General features: G+C 70.0%; 20 protein-coding genes. 6 read left to right on the top strand and 14 right to left on the bottom strand.

What is annotated here, in order from left to right:
- Window positions 1–108: 108 nt before the first annotated feature.
- The 5 genes from ACSMFO_RS22655 to ald all read right to left on the bottom strand — a co-directional run bounded on the left by ACSMFO_RS22655 (window position 109) and on the right by ald (window position 6148).
- Entirely contained in the window at window positions 109–1548 is a 1440-nt protein-coding gene (locus tag ACSMFO_RS22655) for a sodium:solute symporter family protein (protein WP_360091273.1), read from the bottom strand.
- On the bottom strand, window positions 1548–1760 hold the full coding sequence (locus tag ACSMFO_RS22650; RefSeq protein WP_037339284.1) for a DUF3311 domain-containing protein: 213 nt from the start codon (window positions 1758–1760) through the stop codon (window positions 1548–1550). The genes ACSMFO_RS22655 and ACSMFO_RS22650 overlap by 1 nt, the downstream gene beginning before the upstream one ends.
- Window positions 1757–3403: an amidohydrolase gene (locus tag ACSMFO_RS22645; protein WP_436460408.1), complete on the bottom strand. Its 1647-nt coding sequence runs from the start codon at window positions 3401–3403 to the stop codon at window positions 1757–1759. The genes ACSMFO_RS22650 and ACSMFO_RS22645 overlap by 4 nt, the downstream gene beginning before the upstream one ends.
- Window positions 3404–3507: 104 nt before the next feature.
- Window positions 3508–4968, bottom strand: coding sequence for a PLP-dependent aminotransferase family protein (locus ACSMFO_RS22640; RefSeq protein WP_436460407.1), 1461 nt, complete (start codon window positions 4966–4968; stop codon window positions 3508–3510).
- A 64-nt stretch (window positions 4969–5032) separates the two neighbouring features.
- Complete coding sequence (gene ald / locus ACSMFO_RS22635) at window positions 5033–6148, bottom strand: alanine dehydrogenase (protein ID WP_436460406.1); 1116 nt, start codon at window positions 6146–6148, stop codon at window positions 5033–5035.
- Window positions 6149–6483: 335 nt separating this feature from the next.
- Here ald and ACSMFO_RS22630 point away from each other — a divergent pair, with 335 nt between their 5' ends.
- The 3 genes from ACSMFO_RS22630 to ACSMFO_RS22620 are packed head-to-tail and all read left to right on the top strand — an operon-like array spanning window position 6484 to window position 8774.
- Entirely contained in the window at window positions 6484–7194 is a 711-nt protein-coding gene (locus tag ACSMFO_RS22630; protein WP_350586482.1) for a sulfite exporter TauE/SafE family protein, read from the top strand.
- 27 nt (window positions 7195–7221) lie between these two features.
- Window positions 7222–8082 (top strand): sensor histidine kinase, encoded by an 861-nt coding sequence (locus ACSMFO_RS22625; RefSeq protein ID WP_436460405.1) that lies wholly within the window; start codon window positions 7222–7224, stop codon window positions 8080–8082.
- Window positions 8079–8774 (top strand): response regulator, encoded by a 696-nt coding sequence (locus ACSMFO_RS22620; protein ID WP_436460404.1) that lies wholly within the window; start codon window positions 8079–8081, stop codon window positions 8772–8774. The genes ACSMFO_RS22625 and ACSMFO_RS22620 overlap by 4 nt, the downstream gene beginning before the upstream one ends.
- Here the strand turns inward: ACSMFO_RS22620 and ACSMFO_RS22615 are convergent.
- Genes ACSMFO_RS22615 through ACSMFO_RS22605 form a run of 3 tightly spaced genes read right to left on the bottom strand, consistent with a single transcriptional unit; the run spans window position 8749 to window position 10759 of the window.
- Window positions 8749–9354 (bottom strand): hypothetical protein, encoded by a 606-nt coding sequence (locus tag ACSMFO_RS22615; RefSeq protein WP_436460403.1) that lies wholly within the window; start codon window positions 9352–9354, stop codon window positions 8749–8751. The genes ACSMFO_RS22620 and ACSMFO_RS22615 overlap by 26 nt on opposite strands.
- Window positions 9351–10058 carry an ABC transporter permease gene (locus tag ACSMFO_RS22610; protein WP_436460402.1) on the bottom strand — a complete coding sequence of 236 codons (708 nt, stop codon included), beginning with the start codon at window positions 10056–10058 and terminating at the stop codon, window positions 9351–9353. Before ACSMFO_RS22610 ends, ACSMFO_RS22615 begins: the two co-directional genes overlap by 4 nt.
- Complete coding sequence (locus ACSMFO_RS22605; RefSeq protein ID WP_436460401.1) at window positions 10055–10759, bottom strand: ABC transporter ATP-binding protein; 705 nt, start codon at window positions 10757–10759, stop codon at window positions 10055–10057. The genes ACSMFO_RS22610 and ACSMFO_RS22605 overlap by 4 nt, the downstream gene beginning before the upstream one ends.
- 229 nt (window positions 10760–10988) lie before the next feature.
- Between ACSMFO_RS22605 and eno the strand changes: the two genes are divergently transcribed.
- The 3 genes from eno (at window position 10989) to ACSMFO_RS22590 (ending at window position 13987) form a co-directional block, all read left to right on the top strand.
- A complete protein-coding gene (eno, locus tag ACSMFO_RS22600; RefSeq protein WP_073844078.1) occupies window positions 10989–12272 on the top strand; it encodes a phosphopyruvate hydratase in 1284 nt (427 codons plus the stop codon).
- Between the two features lie 82 nt (window positions 12273–12354).
- Window positions 12355–12876, top strand: coding sequence for a MarR family winged helix-turn-helix transcriptional regulator (locus ACSMFO_RS22595; RefSeq protein WP_436460400.1), 522 nt, complete (start codon window positions 12355–12357; stop codon window positions 12874–12876).
- A 10-nt stretch (window positions 12877–12886) separates the two neighbouring features.
- Complete coding sequence (locus tag ACSMFO_RS22590; protein WP_436460399.1) at window positions 12887–13987, top strand: cytochrome P450; 1101 nt, start codon at window positions 12887–12889, stop codon at window positions 13985–13987.
- 105 nt (window positions 13988–14092) lie between these two features.
- Here ACSMFO_RS22590 and ACSMFO_RS22585 read toward each other — a convergent pair whose 3' ends face one another.
- From ACSMFO_RS22585 to ACSMFO_RS22560, 6 genes are read right to left on the bottom strand one after another with little or no spacing between them, the layout of a single operon-like run.
- The gene (locus tag ACSMFO_RS22585; protein ID WP_436460398.1) at window positions 14093–15562 is read right to left on the bottom strand and encodes an isochorismatase family protein; all 1470 of its coding nucleotides are present in this window, start codon (window positions 15560–15562) and stop codon (window positions 14093–14095) included.
- Window positions 15549–16190, bottom strand: a complete 642-nt coding sequence (locus tag ACSMFO_RS22580; protein ID WP_016335101.1) for an SRPBCC family protein — start codon at window positions 16188–16190, stop codon at window positions 15549–15551. Before ACSMFO_RS22580 ends, ACSMFO_RS22585 begins: the two co-directional genes overlap by 14 nt.
- A complete protein-coding gene (locus tag ACSMFO_RS22575) occupies window positions 16187–16687 on the bottom strand; it encodes a (2Fe-2S)-binding protein (protein WP_038512183.1) in 501 nt (166 codons plus the stop codon). Before ACSMFO_RS22575 ends, ACSMFO_RS22580 begins: the two co-directional genes overlap by 4 nt.
- Entirely contained in the window at window positions 16684–19089 is a 2406-nt protein-coding gene (locus ACSMFO_RS22570) for a xanthine dehydrogenase family protein molybdopterin-binding subunit (RefSeq protein WP_436460397.1), read from the bottom strand. The genes ACSMFO_RS22575 and ACSMFO_RS22570 overlap by 4 nt, the downstream gene beginning before the upstream one ends.
- Window positions 19086–19952, bottom strand: coding sequence for an FAD binding domain-containing protein (locus ACSMFO_RS22565; RefSeq protein WP_436460396.1), 867 nt, complete (start codon window positions 19950–19952; stop codon window positions 19086–19088). Before ACSMFO_RS22565 ends, ACSMFO_RS22570 begins: the two co-directional genes overlap by 4 nt.
- Window positions 19949–21337, bottom strand: a complete 1389-nt coding sequence (locus ACSMFO_RS22560; protein ID WP_436460395.1) for an MFS transporter — start codon at window positions 21335–21337, stop codon at window positions 19949–19951. The genes ACSMFO_RS22565 and ACSMFO_RS22560 overlap by 4 nt, the downstream gene beginning before the upstream one ends.
- Between the last annotated feature and the right edge of the window lie 19 nt (window positions 21338–21356).

Genomic DNA, 21356 nt, shown 5'->3' with positions numbered 1-21356 from the left:
ATCTCGCGTGCTTGGCGCCGGATCTCACGTGATTCCGGGCGGATCACCCGCGAGTTCCGTCTCCAATCACGCGAGTTCCGTCCTCGATCACGCGAGTTCGGTCTCTGGTCACGTGCTGAGGGAGGGGACCGCCTCGGCGGCCGGGGCACTCTCGGCCGATCGCGCCACCGGTGTCCGCGCCACGTCCGGTTTCACCAAGCTCCAGGCCACCACCACGGCCAGGTTCACCCCGAGCGACACCAGACCCGCGTTGAAGCCGCCGAACGTCGCGCCGGTGACGTACAGGGCGATCGCGGTCAACACTCCGGCGATCATCCCGGCGGCGACCGCGGCCGTCCGCACCCGGCGCACGAAGAGGATCGCGAGCCAGCCGGGGACGACCTGGGCCAGCAGGTTGTAGGTCAGGTTCAGGATCGTGAGCATCAACGTCGACGCGACGAGGGTCAGGACCGCCGCCAGCACCAGGAAGCTCGCCACCGCGACGACCGTCCACCGCCGTTGCGCCGCCGCCGGGACGTTCGGCGCGAGGTTGCGGCAGACCATGCCGCCGATGGTGAGCGCGGTCGCCGCGAGCACGAGCACACCGGAGAGCGCGGCGCCGGCGGCGACGAGTCCGAGCAGCCAGTCGGGCAGCAAACCCTTGGCTGTCACCATGAACACCGTGTTCGGGTTCTTCAGGTCCGGGTGCGCGCGCACGCCGTAGTACGCGGCCAGCACCAGGAACGGGTAGATCAGCATGTACATCGGCATCCACACGGTCGAACTCTTCACGGCACGTTCGGAGCGGGCCGGGAACACGTACGCGCCACCGAAGCCGAGATAGAACACGATGCTCTGGAACAGGATCGTCGTCATCGCGAACGTCAGTTCCGAGCCGCCCATCGTGGTCTGAGCCGCGCTGAGCACCTCGGGTCCGCTGACCTTCGCGGTACCGCCGGCGGCGATCACGACCGCCACCCCGACGAGCACGACGCCGAGCAGCATGAAGAAATCCTTGAGGATCGAGACGAACGCGGGCGACCGCACACCGGAGACGGCGATGTAGATGAACGCCACGATGCCCGCCAGCACCACGCTTTGCACCGGATCCAGCCGCAGCCCCAGGTTGCTCAGCACCACCTGGAGCCCGATGAACTGGTACTGCCCCCACGGGACCAGGGCGATCAGCATCGTCACGCAGGTGATCAGCTCGAGCCGCCTGCTGCCGAAATGCCGTCCGAACACGTCGGGCACGGTCATCGCGTCGTACCGTTTCGCCGCCCGCCACACCAGCGGGGCCAGGAAGTAGCCCAGCGAGTACGCGAGCAGGATGTAGCCGAGGAACCAGATCCCGTAGCTCGCGCCGTGCGCGTAGATCCCGCTCGGGAACCCGATCATCGTCCCGATGCTGTACACCTCGCCCACCGCGAGGAAGTACACCAGCCACGCCGGGAAAGACCGGCCGCCGACGAGGAATTCCGAGATCCCGCCGCCGCGCGTGGACCGTCCGGCCCACACCGCGAGCCCGATCGAGCCCGCCATCACCACCGCCACGATCGCGATCAGCATCAGTCGTCCTCCGGGTAGTGGGCGCGGTCGAAGAAACGCCAGCTGATCCACAGGCACAGGGTGGTCAGCGGGCAGCAGCAGAACACCCAGAAGAACAGCACCGGGATGCCCAGCACCGACGCCGTCGATCCGGACAGGAGCAGAATTCCCGCCAGCAGGGCGAAAGCGGGGACGAATAGTCCTATGAGGACACTCGGCCAGCTGCGGATCATCGTCGTGCTCCCGTCGTCTCGCGCCGCCAGACGATCTCGCCGCCGCTGACGGTGGCGTCCACGGTCAGCTCGCGGATCCGGTCGGGGGCGACCGTGGTGGGATCGCCGGACAGCACCGCGAGATCGGCGAGTTTCCCGATCTCCAGGCTGCCTTTGATGTCTTCCTCTCCCGCGAGGTAGGCGGCGTCGATCGTGTAGCCGCGCAACGCGGCGTCGACGTCCACTGCCTGTTCGGGGCCGAGTACCTTGCCCTGCCTGGTGATCCGGCGAACCGCGCACCAGATCCCCTCCAGCGGCGGCACAGGTGTCACTGGGGTGTCCGAATGCAGTCCGAAATGGATTCCACGCGAGCGAGCCGAGACCAGCGGGCTGATCCGTCGCGCCCGCTCGGGCCCGAGGAAGACGTCGCGATGCCGGTCTCCCCAGTAGTAGACGTGCTTGATGAAGAACGACGCGAGGACGTCGTGGGCGGCCATCCGGTCCAGCTGGTCTTCGCGCACCGTCTGGCAATGCTCGATCCGGTGCCGCCTGCCGGTCCCTCGGGGCGAGCCCAGCCGTGAGTAGCCGTCGATGATCGCGTCGATCGCCGCGTCCCCGTTGCCGTGCACGGCGACCTGCCAGCCCGCCGCGTCGAGCGCGGCGATCCGGCGGCCGAGGTCGGCGGGTTCGAGCAGCATCATGCCGTGCTCGTCCGGGGCGCAGGTGTAACCCTCCGCGAGACAGCCGGTCTTGCCCTGGATCGAGCCGTCCGCGACGATCTTCACCCCCGTCATCGCGAACTTGTCGTCCACCTGGGCTTCCGGCGCTTCCGGCCGGCCTTCGTCGAGGCCGGGCAGCAGACCGTCGAACAGGTAGCCGCGCACCCGGACACGCAGCTTCCCGGCGCGCCTCAGCAGCGCGTACGCCTCCAGTTCCGCCGCTCCGCCGATGAGCCCGATCCCGGTGTCGTGCACGGAGGTCACGCCGTTGGCGAGATACTCCTCGTCCGCCAGGAGGAGGGCGTCGGCCAGTTCGCCCGCGCTCTGCCCGGGCAGCCGGGACGTGACGAGGAAGGCCGCCGTCTCCACGAGCACACCGGTCGGCTCCCCACGGGCGTCGCGCATGATGAGCCCGCCGGGCGGGTCCGGGGTCTCGGCGGTGATCCCGACCTCGCGCAGGGCGAGCGAGTTCGCGGTGCAGAAATGACCGGAAACATGGGTCAGCACCACGGGATTGCGGCCGGAGACGGGGTCGAGGTCCGCGCGGGTCGGATGACGGCCGTCCGCGAGCAGCGTGTCGTCGTACCGGAAACCCCGGATCCACTCCCCCGGGCCCAGCTCCTTCGCCGCTTGCGCGACCCGGCCCACGATGTCGGCGATGGTGTCGTTGGGCGGGCTGCCGGCGTCGACCGGCGCGGCCAGCGTCATCCCGAAGAACGCCGGATGGTTGTGGGATTCGACGAAACCGGGGATCACCGTGCGTCCGGCCAGGTCGAGCACGGTGGTCTCCGGGCCGATCAGCCGGGAGATGTCCCGTTCGGAACCCAGCGCGGTGATCCGGCCGCCGCTCGCGGCCAGTGCGCGCACCCGTCTCCCCGCCGCGTCCAGGGTGAGGACGGTGCCACCGAGCGCGACGAAATCGGCTTCTCGAACGAACTCCACCACACGGACCTCCTGGCGACGTGTCCTGGCTCACGAGCGATCCCCAGACACTGCGGCACGTCTGGCCGCCAGAACAGGTCCAGAACGGTCCGGCGCGGTGGTACCAGTTACGCGATCAGGTCGCGGCAGGCCTCACCGAGCAGACGGATGCCGGGGTCGATGTCGCGCAAGGGGACGGCCGCGAACCCGATCCGGAAATGGTTCTTCGACGGGTCGTCCCCGACGAAGAAGATGTCGCCGGGCTCGATCAGGACGCCGTCGCGCTCGGCTCGCTCCATCAGCGCCCGGCAGTCCAGTTCGGACGGTCCGGTCATCCAGAGGCTGACCCCGCCCGGCGGATACGCCGTCTGCGTCCACGGCAGGTGTTCGGTGACCGCGGCGCAGGTCGCCTCCCATTTCCGCATCAGTTTCGTGCGATACCGGCGGAGGGAACGGTGGTACTCGCCGCTGTCGATCAGCAACGCCAGCGCCCGCTGGAGGTGACCGGGCGGATGCCGCAGCACGTATCGCCGGATCTCCCGCAGCTCCCGCACCAGTTCGCGCGGGCCGACCAGGTATCCCAGCCGCAGGCCGGGCGAGAGGAATTTGGAGAAGGTGCCGAGGTAGATCGCGTCACCGGTGCCGTCGAGCGCCTTGAGCGCGGGCGTGGGGCTGCCGTGGTACCGGAATTCGCTGTCGTAGTCGTCCTCGACGAGCACCGTGCCCGCACTCGCGGCGAGGCTGAGCAGCCTTCGGCGGCGGCCGATGCTCAACGTCGCGTTCGTCGGGTGATGGTGGCTCGGGGTGAGGTAGAGCAGGTCGACGCCGTCGAGCGTGTCCGGCGGGCGCAGGCCGCTCTGATCGACGTCGACGCCGCGCAGCCCGGCGCCGGTGCGCAGGAAGATGTGCCGTGCGTCGAGATAGCCCGGGTTCTCCATCGCCACGACGCTGTCCGGCCCGAGCAGCGCGCGGCCGAGCAGGTCGAGCCCCTGCTGCGAGCCGACGGTGATCAGGACCTCGGACGGGTCGGCCTCGATCCCCCGCGCGGTGAGCAGCTGACGGCAGATCAGGTCGACCAGCATCGGGTCGTCGGAGCCGACGCTGTCCTGCAGGCTCGGGAACACGTGCGGCCGGTACAGCGCGTCACGCAGGCAGCGGGTCCACGACCGCGCGGGAAAGGCGGTGACGTCCACCTGACCGGCGAGGAACGGGTACGGATAGGTGTGCCAGTCCGGGCGTTTCTCGATATGCGGCACACCGGCGTCCGGATACCGGCGCACCCGCGCGCTCCAGTCGATGGCCGGGCTGGTGCCGCGCTCCTGCACCGCGCAGTGCGGCCGCATCTCCGCGTTGATGAACAGCCCGCTGCGCTCGCGGCTTTCCACGAACCCCTCGGCGACCAGCTCCTGGTAGGCGAGGTTGATGGTGTTGCGGGAAACGCTGAGTTCGGCGGCCAGCTCACGCGAACTCGGCAGCCGGTGCGCCGGATCGAACGTGCCGATCGCGATGCCGTGCTCGATGGCGCGCCGCACCTGCCGGTAGAGCGGCTCGGCGGACGTCCGGTCGATTTCGATCAACGTTCGCGGCAACGGCACCTCCCTTTCGGCGACGGGCCGGGATCTGAACCTAACTCCGGATCCCGGCCCGCACCACCTAGCCGAGCACGTCGTCGAGCGAAACGGAGCCGATTCCGAGCGCCTCGCCGACCGGCGCGGACGTCAGCCTGCCGTCGACCGTGCTGACCCCGCCGCGCAGCTCCGGGCACCGCGCGACGGCGCCGGACAGACCGTGGTTCGCCAGCTCCAGCGCGTACGGCAGCGTGACGTTCGTCAGCGCGTACGTCGAGGTGTGCGGGACGGCGCCGGGCATGTTGGCGACGCAGTAGAACACCGAGTTGTGCACCTGGAAGGTCGGCTCCGCGTGCGTCGTCGGCCGCGTGTCCTCGAAGCAGCCGCCCTGGTCGACCGAGATGTCGACGAGCACGCTGCCCGGCTTCATGCGGGACACGAGATCGTTCGACACGAGGCTCGGCGCCTTGGCACCGGGCACGAGCACCGCGCCGATCACGAGATCGGCTTCGAGCACCGCCTCTTCGATCGAGTACGCGTTGGCCGCGGCGGTGCGGATCCGGCCCTGGTACATCCGATCGGCGGCGCGTAGCTTGTCGACGTTCTTGTCGAACAGGACGACGTCGGCCCAGGTCCCGGCCGCGCCGGCGACCGCGTTCATCCCCGCGACACCGGCGCCGAGTACGACCACCCGCGCCGGGGCCACCCCGGAGACACCGCCGATGAGTACCCCGCGCCCGCCGTTGGCGCGCATGAGCGTCTGCGCGCCGACCTGAGGGGCCAGCCGTCCGGCGACCTCGCTCATCGGGAACAGCAGGGGCAGCGACCCGTTCGGCAGCTGCACCGTCTCGTACGCCACCGACGTCGTGCCCGCGTCCAGCAGCGCCCGCGTGCACGGCTCGCTCGCGGCGAGGTGCAGGTAGGTGAACAGCAGCTGATCGCGGCGCAGGCGGTGGTACTCCTCGGCGATCGGCTCCTTGACCTTGAGCACGAGGTCTCCGGTCGCCCAGACGTCGTCGGCGTTGTCGAGCACCTTCGCGCCGGCGGCGGCGTAGTCCTCGTCGCGCACGGAGGATCCTTCGCCCGCTCCGCGCTCGACGAACACCTCGTGCCCGGCCGAAGTGAACTCGTGCACGCCCGCGGGCGTCACCGCGACCCGGTACTCGTGGTTCTTGACTTCACGAGGGACACCGATCTTCATCTCACGCTCCCGTCTGTTCCAAAGCAGTGACGCTGAGCGTGCGGCACGGCTGGAACGGCCAGAAGTGCCAGAACCCGCGTGTTCGACGGGTCCAGTTCACCAGGCGGTGGTCCGTGAAGGTCTCACCACGTGCCGTCGTAGATCATGAACCTGCTCGCGGTCATAGCGTGTCGCGAACCCTCAGAGCCCGGGCCGAAGGGGACTTTCCCCACATCCGACGCGACGAAAGCCACCTTCACAACACCCGACCTCCTTCGCCGCTCATAGCGCTGGGCTATGACGTCTTCACCAGGCGACGGCTACCGGCACCCAGCGCCCGGCTCCACAATGGACTCGTGGGAACCCTGGCCATGACCTCGCTCGCGGCGGCGGCCGGGGTCGTCGCCCAGCGCCTTTCCGGGATGGGGCTTTCCCTGCTGTGCGTACCGTTCCTGGCGTTGGCGCTGGGCCCGCTCGACGCCGTCCGGCTCACCCTGCTGCTCGGCTTCCCGGTCTATCTCGCGGTCGCGATCACCCATTGGCGGGCGATCAGGTGGACGCAGGTCGCGTGGCTGACGGTGCCCGCGGTGGTGTTCACCCCGGTCGTCGCGCTCGCGGTCCGCGATGTCCCGGCACGGCCGCTGCTGCTCGCCGCGGGCGGCTGCTGTGTCCTCGCCGTCGGTGTGCTGGCGAGCGGTGTCACCAGCAGACGGCTGGCGGGCAGAACGGCGGCCGTCGGCGCGGGCGTGCTGAGCGCGGCGATGAACTCCGTCGCCGGGCTTTCCGGTCCCGCCGTGGCGGTGTACGGGGCGAGCGCGGGCTGGGGCGCGGACGAGACCCGCGGGACGCTGTCGATCTACTTCTTCCTGCTCGGCCTGGTCGCGTTGCCGAGCCTCGGCTGGGTGGAGGTGCCCGTGAGCGTGCTCCTCGCGGTCGCGGTCGCCGCACTCGCGGGCGATCTGCTGGGGCGAGCGCTGAGCCGCCGGGTCGGTGAACGGTCCGTCCGCTGGTCCGTCCTGCTGCTTTCGGCGGCGGGTGGCGCGCTGACGCTGGCGCACGCGGCCTGAGCACCGCCGGTAATACGATGGCCGGTGATGACACCGCCGGACCGCCCCGAATGGCGATCGCGTGCGTGGCTGGTCGCCTCCGCGGTGCTGGTCGTGGCCGCGGTCGCGCTGCTGGCCGTCGGCGCGAACGGGCCTGGCGCGGTCGTCGTGCCGATTCTCGTCGTGGCCACGGCCATCGGCGTGACGACGTGGACGGTGGTCCGCGCGCGCAAGCGGCGCCTCGACTACGAAGCACGCCTCACCGGTTGGGCGGCCGAGCACGCCACGCAGCATGAGCGGCTCCGGATCGCCCGGGAGCTCCATGACATCGTTTCCCACGGTCTCGGCGTGATCACGTTGCGAGCCAGCGCGGCACGGCGGGTTCAAGGCGAAGTCCGGGAAGCGGAGCGCGAACAGGCGCTCGTCGACATCGAGCGGACGAGCCGGGACGCGGTCACCGAACTCCGGCGCATGCTGGCCGTGCTTCGCGACCCTGACGAGCGCGGCGCGCCGTTGCGGCCCGTGCTGAACCTGTCGGATCTTCCCGCCATCGTCGAGGCCGTCCGCCCGCTGGGCCTCGAACCACGACTGGACGTCGGCGAACTCGGGGACGTTTCCCCTGGGGTACAAGCGACTGTCTGCGAAATCGTCCGTGAAGCCGTCGCGAACACCGCGCGCTACGCCGGACCGACGACCGCTCGCGTCGGGTTGAGGCGCGACGGCGACACGATCGTCGTGACCGTCGAGGACGACGGGCCGCGAAGCACCTGGTCCCCCGCCACCGGCGCCGGCCACGGCCTGGCCGGACTTCGGGAACGTGCCGAGATCCTCGGCGGCGATCTGCACGCGGCGCCGGCCGGAACCGGATTCCGCCTCACCGCACGACTTCCGGACGGAGCACGCCGGTGACCGAACAGCCACCGATCCGGGTCCTGCTCGCCGACGACCAGCGGCTGTTGCGGCACAGCCTGGCGATCATCATCGACGCCACACCGGACATGGTCGTCGTCGGACAGGCCGAGGACGGGCTCCAAGCGGTGGAAATGGCGCGGCGGCTGAGCCCGGACGTCGTGCTGATGGACATCCGCATGCCCGGCCAGGACGGGATCGTGGCCACCCAGGAGATCGGCGCCTGCCCCGGCCTGGCCGGGACCAGGATCCTCGTGCTGAGCATGTTCGAACTGGACGAGTACGTCTACGGCGCGCTCCGCGCCGGAGCGAGCGGTTTCCTGCTCAAGGACACCGAACCGGACGAGCTTCTCACCGCCGTCCGCCGGACGCACAGCGGCGAGTCCCTGTTCGCGCCCGCCATCCTCACCCGGCTGATAGAGCACTACGTCACGGCGCCGCCGCACCGCAGCCCGCCCCCGCCTGCCGGGCTGACCCAGCGGGAGATCGAGATCCTCACGTTCGTCGGCCGCGGGCTGTCCAACACCGAGATCGCCGAGACGCTGACCATCTCCGTCAAGACGGTCAAGACGCATATCAGCCGGCTCCTGAGCAAACTTTCGGCCCGCGACCGCGCTCAGCTGGTGATCACGGCGTACGACCTGGGCCTCGTGGCCCCGCGCGCGGTCAAGCGTCCCGCCGGTGGAAGGTGATCGCCGAGATCCCCACCGCGACGAGCGCCCAGCCCAGCACGAGGGCCGAGCCGCCGAGTGAGCGCACGTCGTGACTCGCGGCGTCCGGCAGGTAGTCCGCGAAAGCGGCCCGGTCACGGAGAAGCGGGCCCGCGATGAAGTAGTACCCGAGCAGCCCGGCCACCGCCGGGACACTCCACCGCACGACCGTCGCGACGGCGGCGGAGAAGACCGTGGTGAGTGCGAGGTAGGCGCTCGCTCCCACCACGTCGGACCACGGTCCACCGGCCAGCGCGGTCAGGACGGCCGCCGGGACGGCCACGATCAGGAGTGCGGTCATTTTGGCCAGGTGCAAGGTGATCCGGCGGGGCATGGCGGTCAGGGTCCGGTGGATCTGGCCGCCGCCGTACTCCGACGTCGCCGCGACGACGCCGAGAACGAGGAACCCGGCCTGGGTGTAGCCGACGGGTGAGACGCCTTGTCGTGAGAACGCGGTCGCGAGGATCGCCGAAACCCCCAAGGCGGCGAGCAGGGTGAAATACGTCGCCGGCAGGCTGAGCAGTTTGAGGACCTCGGCCCGGATCGCCCGGCCGCCCGTCACGCGTCCCTCCCGCGGAAGACCAGGAAGCCCGCGGCGAGCAGCGCCGCGACCCAGGCCGTCATCACCAGGCCCCCGGTGACCGGCGAGAGCCGGACGGGCAGATCCACTCGCTCGATGAACATCCGGAATCCGGCCAGGTCGGGGAAGAACGCGGCCAGCGGCGTGAGTTTCGTGAGCAGGTAGGTGACCGTGACCACCGACGTGTTCAGGATCAGCACGGTGAGCGGCAGGATTCCGTTGCGCGTCACCAGGGTCAGGCCGGACGCGAGCAGGGCCGTCAGCACCCAGTAGAGGACGACTCCGGGCAGGCGCCCGAAATCACTCACGCCCAGCGTCTCGACGATGACGAGGGTGATCGTCGAGGAAACCGTCGCCAGTGCGGCGACCACGGTGATCACCGCCGCCAGTTTCGTGATCAGCAATCGCCACCGGGACGGCACGGCCGTGAGGCTCGTGGTGATCTGGCGTCCGCCGCCGGCGTTCTCCCCCTCGGTGGTGTATTCGCTGCTCACCGCGACGACGCCCAGGATGATCGCGCCCACCACGCCGAACGCGAGTTCCTGGAATCCGAGATCCACGTTGCTGCCCGCAGCCCTTGCGTTGAGGAACGTCAGGGCGGCCGGAAGCAGTACGCCGATCGCGACCGCGGCCCAGACCGACGGCAGCGAAGTGAGCTTGCGGAGTTCTCCCCGATAGGCCCTCATCGCGCCGCCCCCGTGGTGAGCGCGAAGAAGGCGTCCTCCAGGCTTCGGTGCCCGCCGACGACTTCCGTGAGTGTTCCCCGCGCGACGATCCTGCCGCGGTCGATGACCACGACGTCGTCGACCGTCTCCGACAGTTCTCCCATGAGATGACTCGAAAGCAGGACGGTCCGCCCGGCCGCGGCCCGCGCACGGAGGAAACCGCGGATCCAGCGGATGCCTTCCGGATCGAGGCCGTTGACCGGTTCGTCGAGCACCAGTACCTCGGGATCGCCCAGCAGCGCCGCCGCCAGGGCCAGCCGACGACCCATCCCCAGCGAGTAGCCGCGGACGCGTTTGCCCGCGGCGGTGGACAGTCCGACCTCCGCGAGGACCTCGTCCACCCTGCCGCGCGGGATGCCGCCCGCCGCGGCGACCCAGTTCAGATGAGCCCGGCCGGTGCGCGAGCGATGCGCCCCAGAGCCGTCGAGTACGGCGCCGACCTTGCGGAGGGGATCCCGCAGCCCGGCGAACGGAACGCCGTCGACCAGCGCGGTCCCCGACGTCGGCCGGTCCAGCCCGAGCAGGATCCGCAGGGTCGACGATTTCCCGGCGCCGTTGGGCCCGAGGAAGCCGGTCACGCGGCCCGGACGCGCTTCGAAACCGACGTCGGAAAGGATCGTCGCCGATCCTCGTCGTTTGGTGAGCCGGTCGAACTGGATCATCAGGTCTTCTTCCTGTCGAGCGTGATCACATCGCTCGCCAGTCCATCCCGACGGGGCATCCGCACGCGTCGGACCGAGGACCGATCCTGCCTGGCGCCAGTCGGCCCTGGGTCCTATGTCATGACCTGAATTGCCTGGTCAGAGATCGGGATCGATTCAGGGATTCTCTGCTAGCCTCGCGGACGTCCCGCTGCTCACCGGGGGCGGCGCGACCAGGCAAGGAGTGCACATGACCGCGATCATCCGCGTCCACGGTCGTCAGATCCTCGACAGCCGGGGCAACCCGACCGTCGAGGTCGACGTCGAACTCGCGGACGGCTCGCTCGGACGGGCCGCCGTGCCGTCGGGCGCCTCCACCGGCACCAAGGAAGCCGTCGAACTGCGCGACGGCGACAAGACCCGTTTCCACGGCAAGGGTGTCCGCAAAGCCGTCGACGCCGTCAACACCGAGATCGCCGAGGCGGTCGTCGGGCTCGACGCCGAAGCCCAGGCCGACGTCGACCGCGCGCTGATCGCTCTCGACGGCACCGCGAACAAGGCGCGGCTCGGCGCCAACGCCACTCTCGGCGTTTCGCTGGCCGTGGCGAAAGCCGCCGCGGCCGCCAAGCGACTTCCGTTGTACCGCTATGTCGGTGGCGTGTTCGCGCATCTGCTTCCGATGCCGATGATGAACATCATCAACGGCGGAGCGCACGCGGACAACCCGATCGACTTCCAGGAGTTCATGATCGGCCCGCTCGGCGCGGAAACCTTCGCCGACGCCGTCCGCATGGGCTCGGAGGTGTTCCACACCCTGCGCGCGTCGCTGCGCGAAGCCGGGCACGGCACCAACGTCGGCGACGAAGGCGGCTTCGCGCCGAACCTCAGCTCCGCGGACGAAGCACTCGAGTTCGTGCTGCGCGCCATCGAGCAGTCCGGCTACACCCCCGGCGAGGACATCGCCCTGCTGCTCGACCCGGCCGCGTCCGAGTTCTACACCGACGGCGTCTACGACTACACCGGCGAGGGACGCAAACGCAGCGTCGAGGAGCACGTGGCCTATCTCGCCGACCTGACGTCGCGCTACCCCATCGTGTCCATTGAGGACGGTGTCGCCCAGGACGACTTCACCGGCTGGAAGCAGCTCACCGACACCATCGGCGATCGTGTCCAGCTCGTCGGCGACGATGTCTTCTGCACCAACGTGAATCTGCTCAACGACGGTATCGAGCGGGGCATCGGGAACTCGATCCTGGTGAAGGTCAACCAGATCGGGACGCTCACCGAAACCCTCACCACGGTCGAGACCGCGCACAAGGCGGGCTACTCCGTGGTGATGTCGCACCGCTCCGGCGAGACCGAGGACACCACCATCGCCGACCTCGCCGTCGCCACCAACTGCGGTCAGATCAAGACCGGCTCGCTGTCGCGCTCCGACCGCACGGCCAAGTACAACCAGCTCATCCGCATCGAAGAGGAACTCGGCACCGAGGCCCGCTACGCCGGTTCCACCACCCTCAGCGGCCGCCGCTGACGAACCGGCCGGGGTGGCGGCACTCGCCGTCACCCCGGAAGCACCTGGCGAGATACATCGTTTTAGATGTATCGTTTCCGATATGAAGGCCGGTGAGCTTTACCTGCTCGGCAAGCACCTGATGGAGCTCGCCTCCCGGGGCATGCGCGACGACGCCGATCCCGAGGTGCCGGAGATCTATCTCGTGCTGATCTCGGTGGTCGTCGAGGCGCCGGGGCTGTCGATCAGCGAGCTGACCGCGCGCACCGGTTTCGCGCAGAGCCATGTCTCCGCCGCCGTCGGAAAGCTGCGTGAGCGGGGCGCCCTGCGCACGCATCCGGATCCGGCCGACCGCCGCCGCACCCTGGTCTCCCCGGTCGACGGCCTGGTCACGGCTGTCGCGCAGCGCCAGCAGCGTGACGCCGAGCAGGTTCTCGCGGCGGCGCTCACCGAACTCGATGCGGACGAGGATTCGGCCGCGGAACGCGCGGCCCGCCTGGTAGAGGCCGCCGACGAGCTGTACCGCCTGCTCACCGCCCGCGCCCTCAAGGTGGGCGGGGACCCCGCCGCGCTGATGCCGCTGCACTCGCTGGCCGAAGAGGTGACCGGCAAACCGAAGAAATAGGGGAAAGCACATGGACTACCCGTTCACGGCGACCGAACTCGAGGAGCCCGTGAGCCGCATGCGTCTCGCGACCGGCGAGGACGCTTGGCTCGTCACCCGCTACGACGACATCCGCGCCCTGCTTACCGATCCACGATTCCGCGTCTGGCTGCCCGGGGTTCCCGAGGCCGGCGCCGACGCTCTGCTCTTCACCATGAACGGCCCCGAACACGCGCGGCTCAGGCGCATCGCGGGGAAGGCACTCACCCCACGCCGGGTGGAGTTCCTGCGGCCGCGCGTCGAAGCGATCGCGGAAGACCTGGTCACGAAGCTGCTCGCACCGGGTCCGCCCGCGGAAGTCCTAGAGGGGTATGCGATCCCGTTCGCCCTCTCGGTGCTGAACGAACTCCTCGGTGTTCCGCCGTCGGCGCGTGACGCGCTGCGGAGCTGGGCGGACGGCATGCTCGCGGTGTTCACCGCGCCGAGCTACGAGGAGATGACGGAGGCTTCCCGGAAGCTGGGTGACCACCTCACGGAACTGGTCGAGGCGAAACGCCGCGCGCCCGGCGAGGACCTCCTGACCGGCCTGTTGCAGGCCAGAGACGATGACGGCGACGCGCTGCGGCCGGACGAGGTCACCCATCTCGCCTTCGCGATCCTTCTCGGCGGATACGTCCCGCCCGCGAACGCCTTGGCCCAGAACGTGCTGCGGCTGGCCGCCGACCCCGAACTTCCCCGCGATCCCGCGCCGGTCGAGGAATTCCTTCGCCAGGACCAAGGTTCGGCCGCCGACCAGGGGCGGGTCGCGGTCGAAGACGCCGACGTCGGCGGGGTGCCGATCCGCGCCGGCGAGTTCGTCCTCGCCTCCCTGCAGGCGGGCAACCACGACCCCCGGCGGTTTCCCGAACCGGACCGGGTCGATCCCCTTCGCACGCAAGGACATCTGACCTTCGGCCACGGACCGCACCACTGCCTCGGCGCGGCACTGGCCCGCCTGCAACTGCGGACCGGCGTCGCAGCGCTGCTGGCCGCCGCACCGGGACTGCGCCTCGCGGTACCGCTCGAAGAAGTCGCCTGGCGGCGAATGTTCCTGACGCTCCGAGGTCCGGTCGCGGTGCCGATCGACTGGTGATCACCTGTACAGCGCCGCCAGCTTCGCCGCGAGTCGTCCGCCTGAACACGCGTGCCGTCCGTCCAGTCACGTGTGTTGTCCGTCCAGTCACCCGAGGTACGGCGGCTACACCAGCTTCCGCAACGCTTCCCGCAGCGCGGAAAGAGCGGCTTCGGGCTCGTCCCAGAAGATCATGTGCCCTGCCTCCGGGATCTCGACGAACTCCGCCGCCGGATTGCGCTCCGCCGCTTCGGCCGCCCCGGCGGCGGTGACGACCGGGCTCGCGCCGCCGTACAGGAAGTACGTCGGAGCGGGCACCTTCGGCCAGTCGTCGAAGAAGTCCTCGGATTCGAACCCGGCATGCGTGGCGACGATCGCGTCGCGGGAGCACGAAGACAGCCAGCGGGCGCGCAATTCCTGTTCCCGGCGCGGCCATCGCGGCCAGGATCGGGCCACCTCGTCGGCGTCGGTCCCCCGGCGGGCCTGGTCGAGTTGACCGAGGAACGCGTCGAGAGTGGTCGGATACGGTGCCCGCCCGGGGCCGCTCAGCGGCGGATCGGCCAGCACCGTGCCCCGAAGCCGCCGGGTGGTGGCGGCACGGGCCGCGATCCGCGCACCCATCGAGTGTCCGAAAAGGATCGGATCGCTCAGTCCGAGTCCGTCCACGACCGCGTCGACGTCCGCGGCGTAGCTCGCCAGGTCGTACTCCGCGCCGTCATCGGACAGCCCGCGGCCGCGGACGTCGAGCACGAGCGGGCGCACGAGATCGGTGAGTTCGCGCGCCACGAAGTCCATCGTGACCGCGGGGCTGGTGATCCCCGGCAGCACGAGCACCGGGACGCCGTCGGCGGGACCGTAGTCGAGCACGTGCAGCCGGACCGAACCCGAAGTCACCCAGCGGCTGGTCGCCGGAACGTCGCCGAGATCCGCCGAGGCGGGTTGACCGAGCGTGCGGCGATCCAGCTCCGCGAGATACGTCAGGGCCTCGTCGAGTTCGACGACGTCCGCGTATTTCGCTTGCAGGTCGAACAAAGCGGCATCGTGGGGCCCGGCGGCACGGTCACCACAGGCGTCCCGGACGACGAGAGTGTCGAAGCCGGACTGGACGGCGTCGACGGCGGTCGCGCGGACACATCCCGAAGTCGTCGCGCCGCACACGACGACGGTGTCCGTGCCCAGGCTCGTGAGGAGCGCGGCCAGCGACGTCCCGTGGAACGCCGACGCGCCCTTCTTCAGGATGAGGTGGTCGCCCTCACGCTGTTCGAGTCGTGGATCGAGGGCGACCGCGTCGCTTCCTTCGCGGAGTGCCCGCATCCCGGGCGCTTTCCGGAGCCACGCGACGGCGTCACCGTCCGCCTCGGCCGGTGTGTAACTGATCGCGGTGTAGATCACCGGCACGCCTCGTCGCCGGGCTTCGGCGACGAGGGCGGCGGTCGCGGTCACCTCGGCGGTGAGATCGGCACCGGACGGGAAACCGGGCTCGGTGAATCCCCGGGTCAGGTCGACCACGACCAGCGCCGGACGCGATCCGCGTGGCACGCTCGCCCCGAAACCGGCCCGGTCGTACACGCTGTCGAGACTTTCATCGACGGCCACGCTGCAACTCCTTGATCAGTTTGTCCTGGGTGCGGATCCGGCCCAGCAGCCAGCCCTGGAACAGCCCGAGCGCCGCGGCGGCCGCGATCACGCCGTAGCGTTTGACGCCCTCCGGAAGCACCATGGCGAGCCCGTCGACGGCTTCCGGCACCGGCGCGGGAGCGGCGCTCGTGGCCGCGACGGGCCCCGCTCGAAGCTGGTCCGCAAGATTGCGGGCGAACTGGTCGAGCAGCCGGGTGGAGACGGCGCCGATCGCGCCCTTTCCGAATTGCGCGAGTTTGCCGCGGATCGACAGATCGGTGCGCAGCTCGATGGTGGCGCCGCCGGGTGCCTCGCGCACGGTCAGCGTCACGTCGGCCTCGGCGTCGCCGTTGCCGTGCGCGTCCGCTCCCCTGGCCACCAGCCGCAGGCTGCGATCGGCCTCGGTGACGTCGGTGAACCGCACGGTGCCCGAGTAGGCGGCGGTGATCGGGCCGACCTTGACCTTGACGCGGCCGAGATAGGCATCGTCCTGCCGCCCGTCGAGGGTCGCGCCGGGCAGGCAGCCCGCCACCCGTTCGACGTCGTTGATCAAGGCGAAGACCTCGTCGGGTCCCGCCGGTACGGACAGCTGGTTCTCCAGGATCACGCTGTCGCCTCCTTCTCCTTGGCGTGGCATCGACGGGTCGCGGTCGCCTCGATCGCGTCCACGATCGTCTGATAACCGGTGCAGCGGCACAGATTCGCCGAGACGGCCTCGCGGATCTCCTCGCGGCCGGCGTCGGGCCGCTGGGCCAGAAATCCTTCGGCCAGCATGAGGAATCCGGGGGTGCAGAAGCCGCACTGCAGGCCGTGGTGCTCGCTGAAAGACCGCTGCAGATCGGAAAGTTCCCCGTCGCGCCCCAATGATTCGACCGTGCGGATCTCGGCCGACTCCGCCTGCACGGCGAACATCAGGCACGCCCGCACCGGTTCGCCGTCGACGAGGACGGTGCACGCGCCGCACACGCCGTGCTCGCAGCCGACGTGGGTGCCGGTGAGCCCGAGGTCGTGCCGCAGCACGTCGAGCAGGGTCTTGCGCGGCTCGACGAGGGCCTCGTGCGTCTCGCCGTTGACGTTCAGGTCGATCAGGTGCCGGTCGCTCATGATGGAACGCTCATTTCCTTGTGGACCCCCGCGTCGAGCGCGGCGAGCACGGTCTGCGGATGCACCGGGGTCACGTCGAGTTCGACTCCCGTGTGGCGCAACGCGTCGTTGATCGCGTTCAGCACCGCGGCGGGCGCGCCGATGGTGCCGCCCTCCCCTGCTCCCTTCGCGCCGTTTTCCGTGAAAGCGCAAGGGGTTTCGAGATGGGTGACGGTGATGTCGGGGATCTCCGTCGCGGTCGGGACCAGGTAGTCGATGAAGCTGGCGGCCGACGGTTCGCCGTTGCCCGCATAGGTGATCTCCTCGAACAACGCGCCGGCGATACCCTGCGCGATCCCGCCGCGGCATTGGCCGTCGACGACCTGCGGGTGGATCACCACCCCGCAGTCCTCGACGCACGCATAGCGCAGGATCTTGATCTGGCCGGTGCCAGGATCGGCCTCGACGACCACGGCGTGTGTGGCGTTCGAGAAGGTGCCGTCACCGGGCACGTCGAAGCTCGCCGTGGCCGTCAGCGTCGGCTCGACGTCCTTGGGCAGCAGGTGACTGCGCAGGTACGCCACGTCGGCGATCTCCTCGAACGACGCGCGGCGCTGCGGATCGTCGATCTGGACGACGCCGCCGTCACCGTCGAGGCGGACGTTGTCCGGACTCGTCTCGAGCAGATGCGCGGCGATCTTGCACAGCAGTTCCCCGAGTTTCCCGGCAGCGAGGGAAACCGCCGAGCCGCCGATCGTCACCGACCGGGAAGCGAACGTCCCCCAGCCGTAGGCGATGCGCTCGGTGTCGCCCTGGCGCAGCTTCACCTGGTCGATATGCAGCCCGAGCCGGTCGGCCACGATCTGCGCCAGTGTCGTCTCGTGCGACTGGCCGTGGTTCATGGTGCCGCTGGTGACCACGACGGAGCCGGTGGTGTCCATCCGGATCTCGGAGATGTCGAAACCGGGGACCACGGCCATCTTCCGTTTGGCGAAGGCGCCCGAGCCGTATCCGGTCCGCTCGGAGAAACAGCAGTAGCCGATGCCGATGTGCCTGCCCTCGGCGGCGGCGCGGTCCCGGATCTCGTACCAGCCCTCGTCCCGGATGGCCGCCTCGGCGAGTTCGAGCGATTCGCGGTAGGTGCCGGGGTCGTAGGTGATGGCGTTGACCCCGGTGTACGGGAACTGCGTGATCAGGTTGCGCCGCCGGATCTCGACCGGATCGAGGCCGAGTTCCCGCGCCGCGCGTTCCATGATCCGTTCGATCGCCATCACGTACTGCGGACGGCTGACCCCGCGATAGGGCGCCGTCGGTGCCTTGTTGCTCGCGATGGCGCGGGCACGGACGCGGTATTCGGGCACCTGGTACACGCTCGGCATCTCGGCCGACGCCATCAGTGGCTCGATCCCCGCCGTGAACGGGTAGCAGGAGTAGGCGCCCATGTCGCAGACGACGTCGACGTCCAGCGCGGTGATCCGCCCGTCCTCGTCGAACGCCGCCAGCGTGCGGTAACGCTGTTCCCTGGCAAGGAATCCGGCCGTGAGCGCCTCGCGCCGGTCTTCGATCCACTTCACCGGCCGGTTCAGCCGCCGGGCCGCCGCCGCGACCGCGATCTCCTCGCGGCCGACGACGCATTTCTGGCCGAAGCCGCCGCCCATGTCCGGGACGGTGACCCGCACGGTGCGTTCGGGGACCCGCAGCGAGCGGGCCATCGCCGTGCGCACCTGATGCGGCACCTGGGTGCACATCTGGACGAGCAGCTGGTCGTCGTGGTCGTCCCAGGACGCCACGACTCCCCGTGTTTCGAGCGGGAGCGCGTTCTGCCGCCCGCTCTTCGTGACGACCTCGACCACGCGGCCGCCGCCCGCGCGGGCCGCCTCGAACGCCGCGTCGACACCGGGCGTGTCGAACATCGACACGTCGACGAGCACGTTGCCGGGCGCCTCGTCGTGCACGAGCGGAGCGCCCTCGGCAAAGGCCGACTCCTCCGACACGATCGCCCCGAGCGGCTCGTAGTCCACCACCGCGGCCTCGACACCGTCTTCGGCGCTGTACGGATCGCGGGCGACGACCAGCGCCACCGGCTCTCCGGTGAACCGCACCTTCTCCCTGGCGAGGATCGGCATCGCGGTCGGCGAGAACTCCTCGGGCGGGCGGTCGAGCAACGCGACGATGTCCCCGAGCCCCAGGTCTTCCGCCGTATACGCGGCGACGACTCCTTCGACCGCCAGAGTGGCCGACAGGTCGATCCCGGCGAGCTTGCCGTGCGCGACCGTCGAACGGACGAAGGCCGCGTGCAGCATTCCCGGCAGCTGGATGTCGTCGACGAACCGGCCGCGGCCGGTGAGCAGGCGAGGATCCTCACGCCGGGGCACGGACGCGCCGACCCAGCGGCCTTGGCGTCCGTCGAACCGTGCGGTCATCGCGTTCCTCCTTTCTCCCACGCCTCGTGCAGCGCCTGGGTGACGAGCGTGCGCGCCAGCCGGCGGCGGTAGACCGCGCTGCCCGCCGCGTCGTCGGGCGGATCGATGGCCGCCGCCGCGGCCGCCCCGCACGCGGCGAACAGCTCCGGCCCGGGAACGCCGCCGTCGAGCAGCGCCTCGGCCTCGGGCACCCGGACGGGCGCGGGGGCGACGCCGCCGAGCACGACGCGGCCCCCGCGCTCCGCGTCGATGCTCACCGCGGCGTCGACGATCGCGAAATCGCCGTGACGGCGGGCGAATTCGGTCAGCGCGGCCCGGGGCGACGGCCGTGTGAAGCGCACCGCGGTCACGACCTCGTCCGGTTCGACGGCGGTGGTGTAGAAGCCGTGGAACATCTCCGCGGCCGGGATCTCCCTGGGGCCGCGCGGGCCCTCGGCGACGATGACCGCGTCGAGCAGCAGGGCCAGCAGGCACCATTCCGCGGTCGCGTCACCGTGGACGACGCTGCCCGCCACCGTGCCGCGGGACCGGATCGGCAGGTGCCCCACCCACCGCATCGCGCGGGAGAGCACGTCGAAATCCGGTCCCAGCTCGGCGAGCTCGACCACCCGATGGGTGACCAGCGCGCCGATGGTGAGGCTGGAACCGTCACGCCGGACGGAGTTCAGCGCCGGGTCCCGGCGCAACGGTCCCAGATCCACCAGCGCCGTCGGGCGGGCGAGCCGGAAGTTCATCATCGGCATCAGGCTCTGGCCGCCGGCGATGAGTTTCGGATCCTCGCCCGCCGCGGCGAGCTCGCCGAGCAGGCCGACGGCGTCGGTGACGTCGTGGGCCCGGTGGTACCGGAACGCGGCGGGCTTCACAGAGCCGTCCTGGTCTCGGCGGGTGCCTCGACCGGGTCGACGATCCGGTCGAGTTCGCGGCCGCGGGTCTCCGGCGCGCCCACCTTCATGAACACGACCGCGGCCACCACGAGCACACCCAGCACGGTGAAGGTGAGCGGCAGCCCGAGCACCGGCCACAGCACGCTTCCGAACAGCAGCGGCGCGAAACCGGTGATCGCCCGGCTCGACGACGACGCCCAGCCGAACCCCGAAGCCCGCAGTTCCGTCGGGTAGAGCTCGGAGACGTAGGCGTACATCACCGGGATGACCACCAGCGCGAACAGGCCGAACGCGCCGATCGCCACCACCGCCGCGGCAGGCGTGTCGAGCAGCAGGGAGAACACGACGAGCGACAGTGCGGTGAGCGGGCCGGCGACCATGATGATCCGCTTGCGGCCGACCTTGTCGACCAGGAGCACGGCCACCGCGACACCGACGATGCCGGTCGCGTTCATGAGCGCGGTCGACGCGAAGGCGGCGATCTCGCCGAATCCCTGCGCCCGCAGGATGGACGGCATCCAGCTGAGCGCGGCGTAGTAGACCAGCATGACGCTGATGAACAGCGACCACGCCACCGCCGTGATCCGCGGGTTGAACGCCCACACCCGGCGCAGCTGATCGAACGCGGCCGCGATCGCACCACCACGGGTGTCCTCGACCACCGCGGGTGGGACCGAGTACGGCTCCGGTGTCGCTCCCGTGCGGCGCACGAGGTCGTCGATCACGGCCCGCGCCTCCGCCTCACGCCCCTTGCGCACCAGGTACAGCGGTGATTCCGGAACGCCACGCCGCACCCAGAACAGCAGCAGCGCGGGCAGGATCATCAAGACCAGCATCCACCGCCAGTTCCCCTGGACCGGGAGCAGCAGCGTCGCGGTGACGGCGGCCAGTGTGGTCCCGATCGGCCACCAGCCGTCCATCGCGGACAAGACCCGGCCGCGATGCTTGCGGGGGGAGAACTCACTGACGATCGCGTAGTCGACCGGGATGCAGCCGCCCAGTCCGATCCCCGCGAGGAAACGCAGCGCCAGGAACGTCTCCACGTTAGGCGCGAGCGCGCCCAGCACGGAGAACAGCGCGAACAGCAGCAGCGTGACACTGAACGCCCGTTTCCGGCCGATCCGGTCCGCGATCGTGCCCCAGACGACCGCGCCGACGGCCATGCCGATCAGGTTCGCGGTGGCCACCAGGCCCTTCCCGCCGGCGGACAAGCCGAATTCCGTCCCGACGAGCGGGGTGAGGAATCCGTTCAGCGCGACGTCCCAGGCATCGAACATGTAGCCCAGCCCGCCGATGAGGAAGATCTTTCCCTGCACGCTCCAACGCCAGGGCAGGTCCTGGACGATCTGATCACCAGTACGCATGAACCACTCCGATGCGATT

Origin of the sequence: Amycolatopsis sp. w19 (genome assembly GCF_051373225.1) — a bacterium.
GTDB lineage: Bacteria > Actinomycetota > Actinomycetes > Mycobacteriales > Pseudonocardiaceae > Amycolatopsis > Amycolatopsis japonica.
This window is presented reverse-complemented; position numbering and strand designations above follow the sequence as displayed.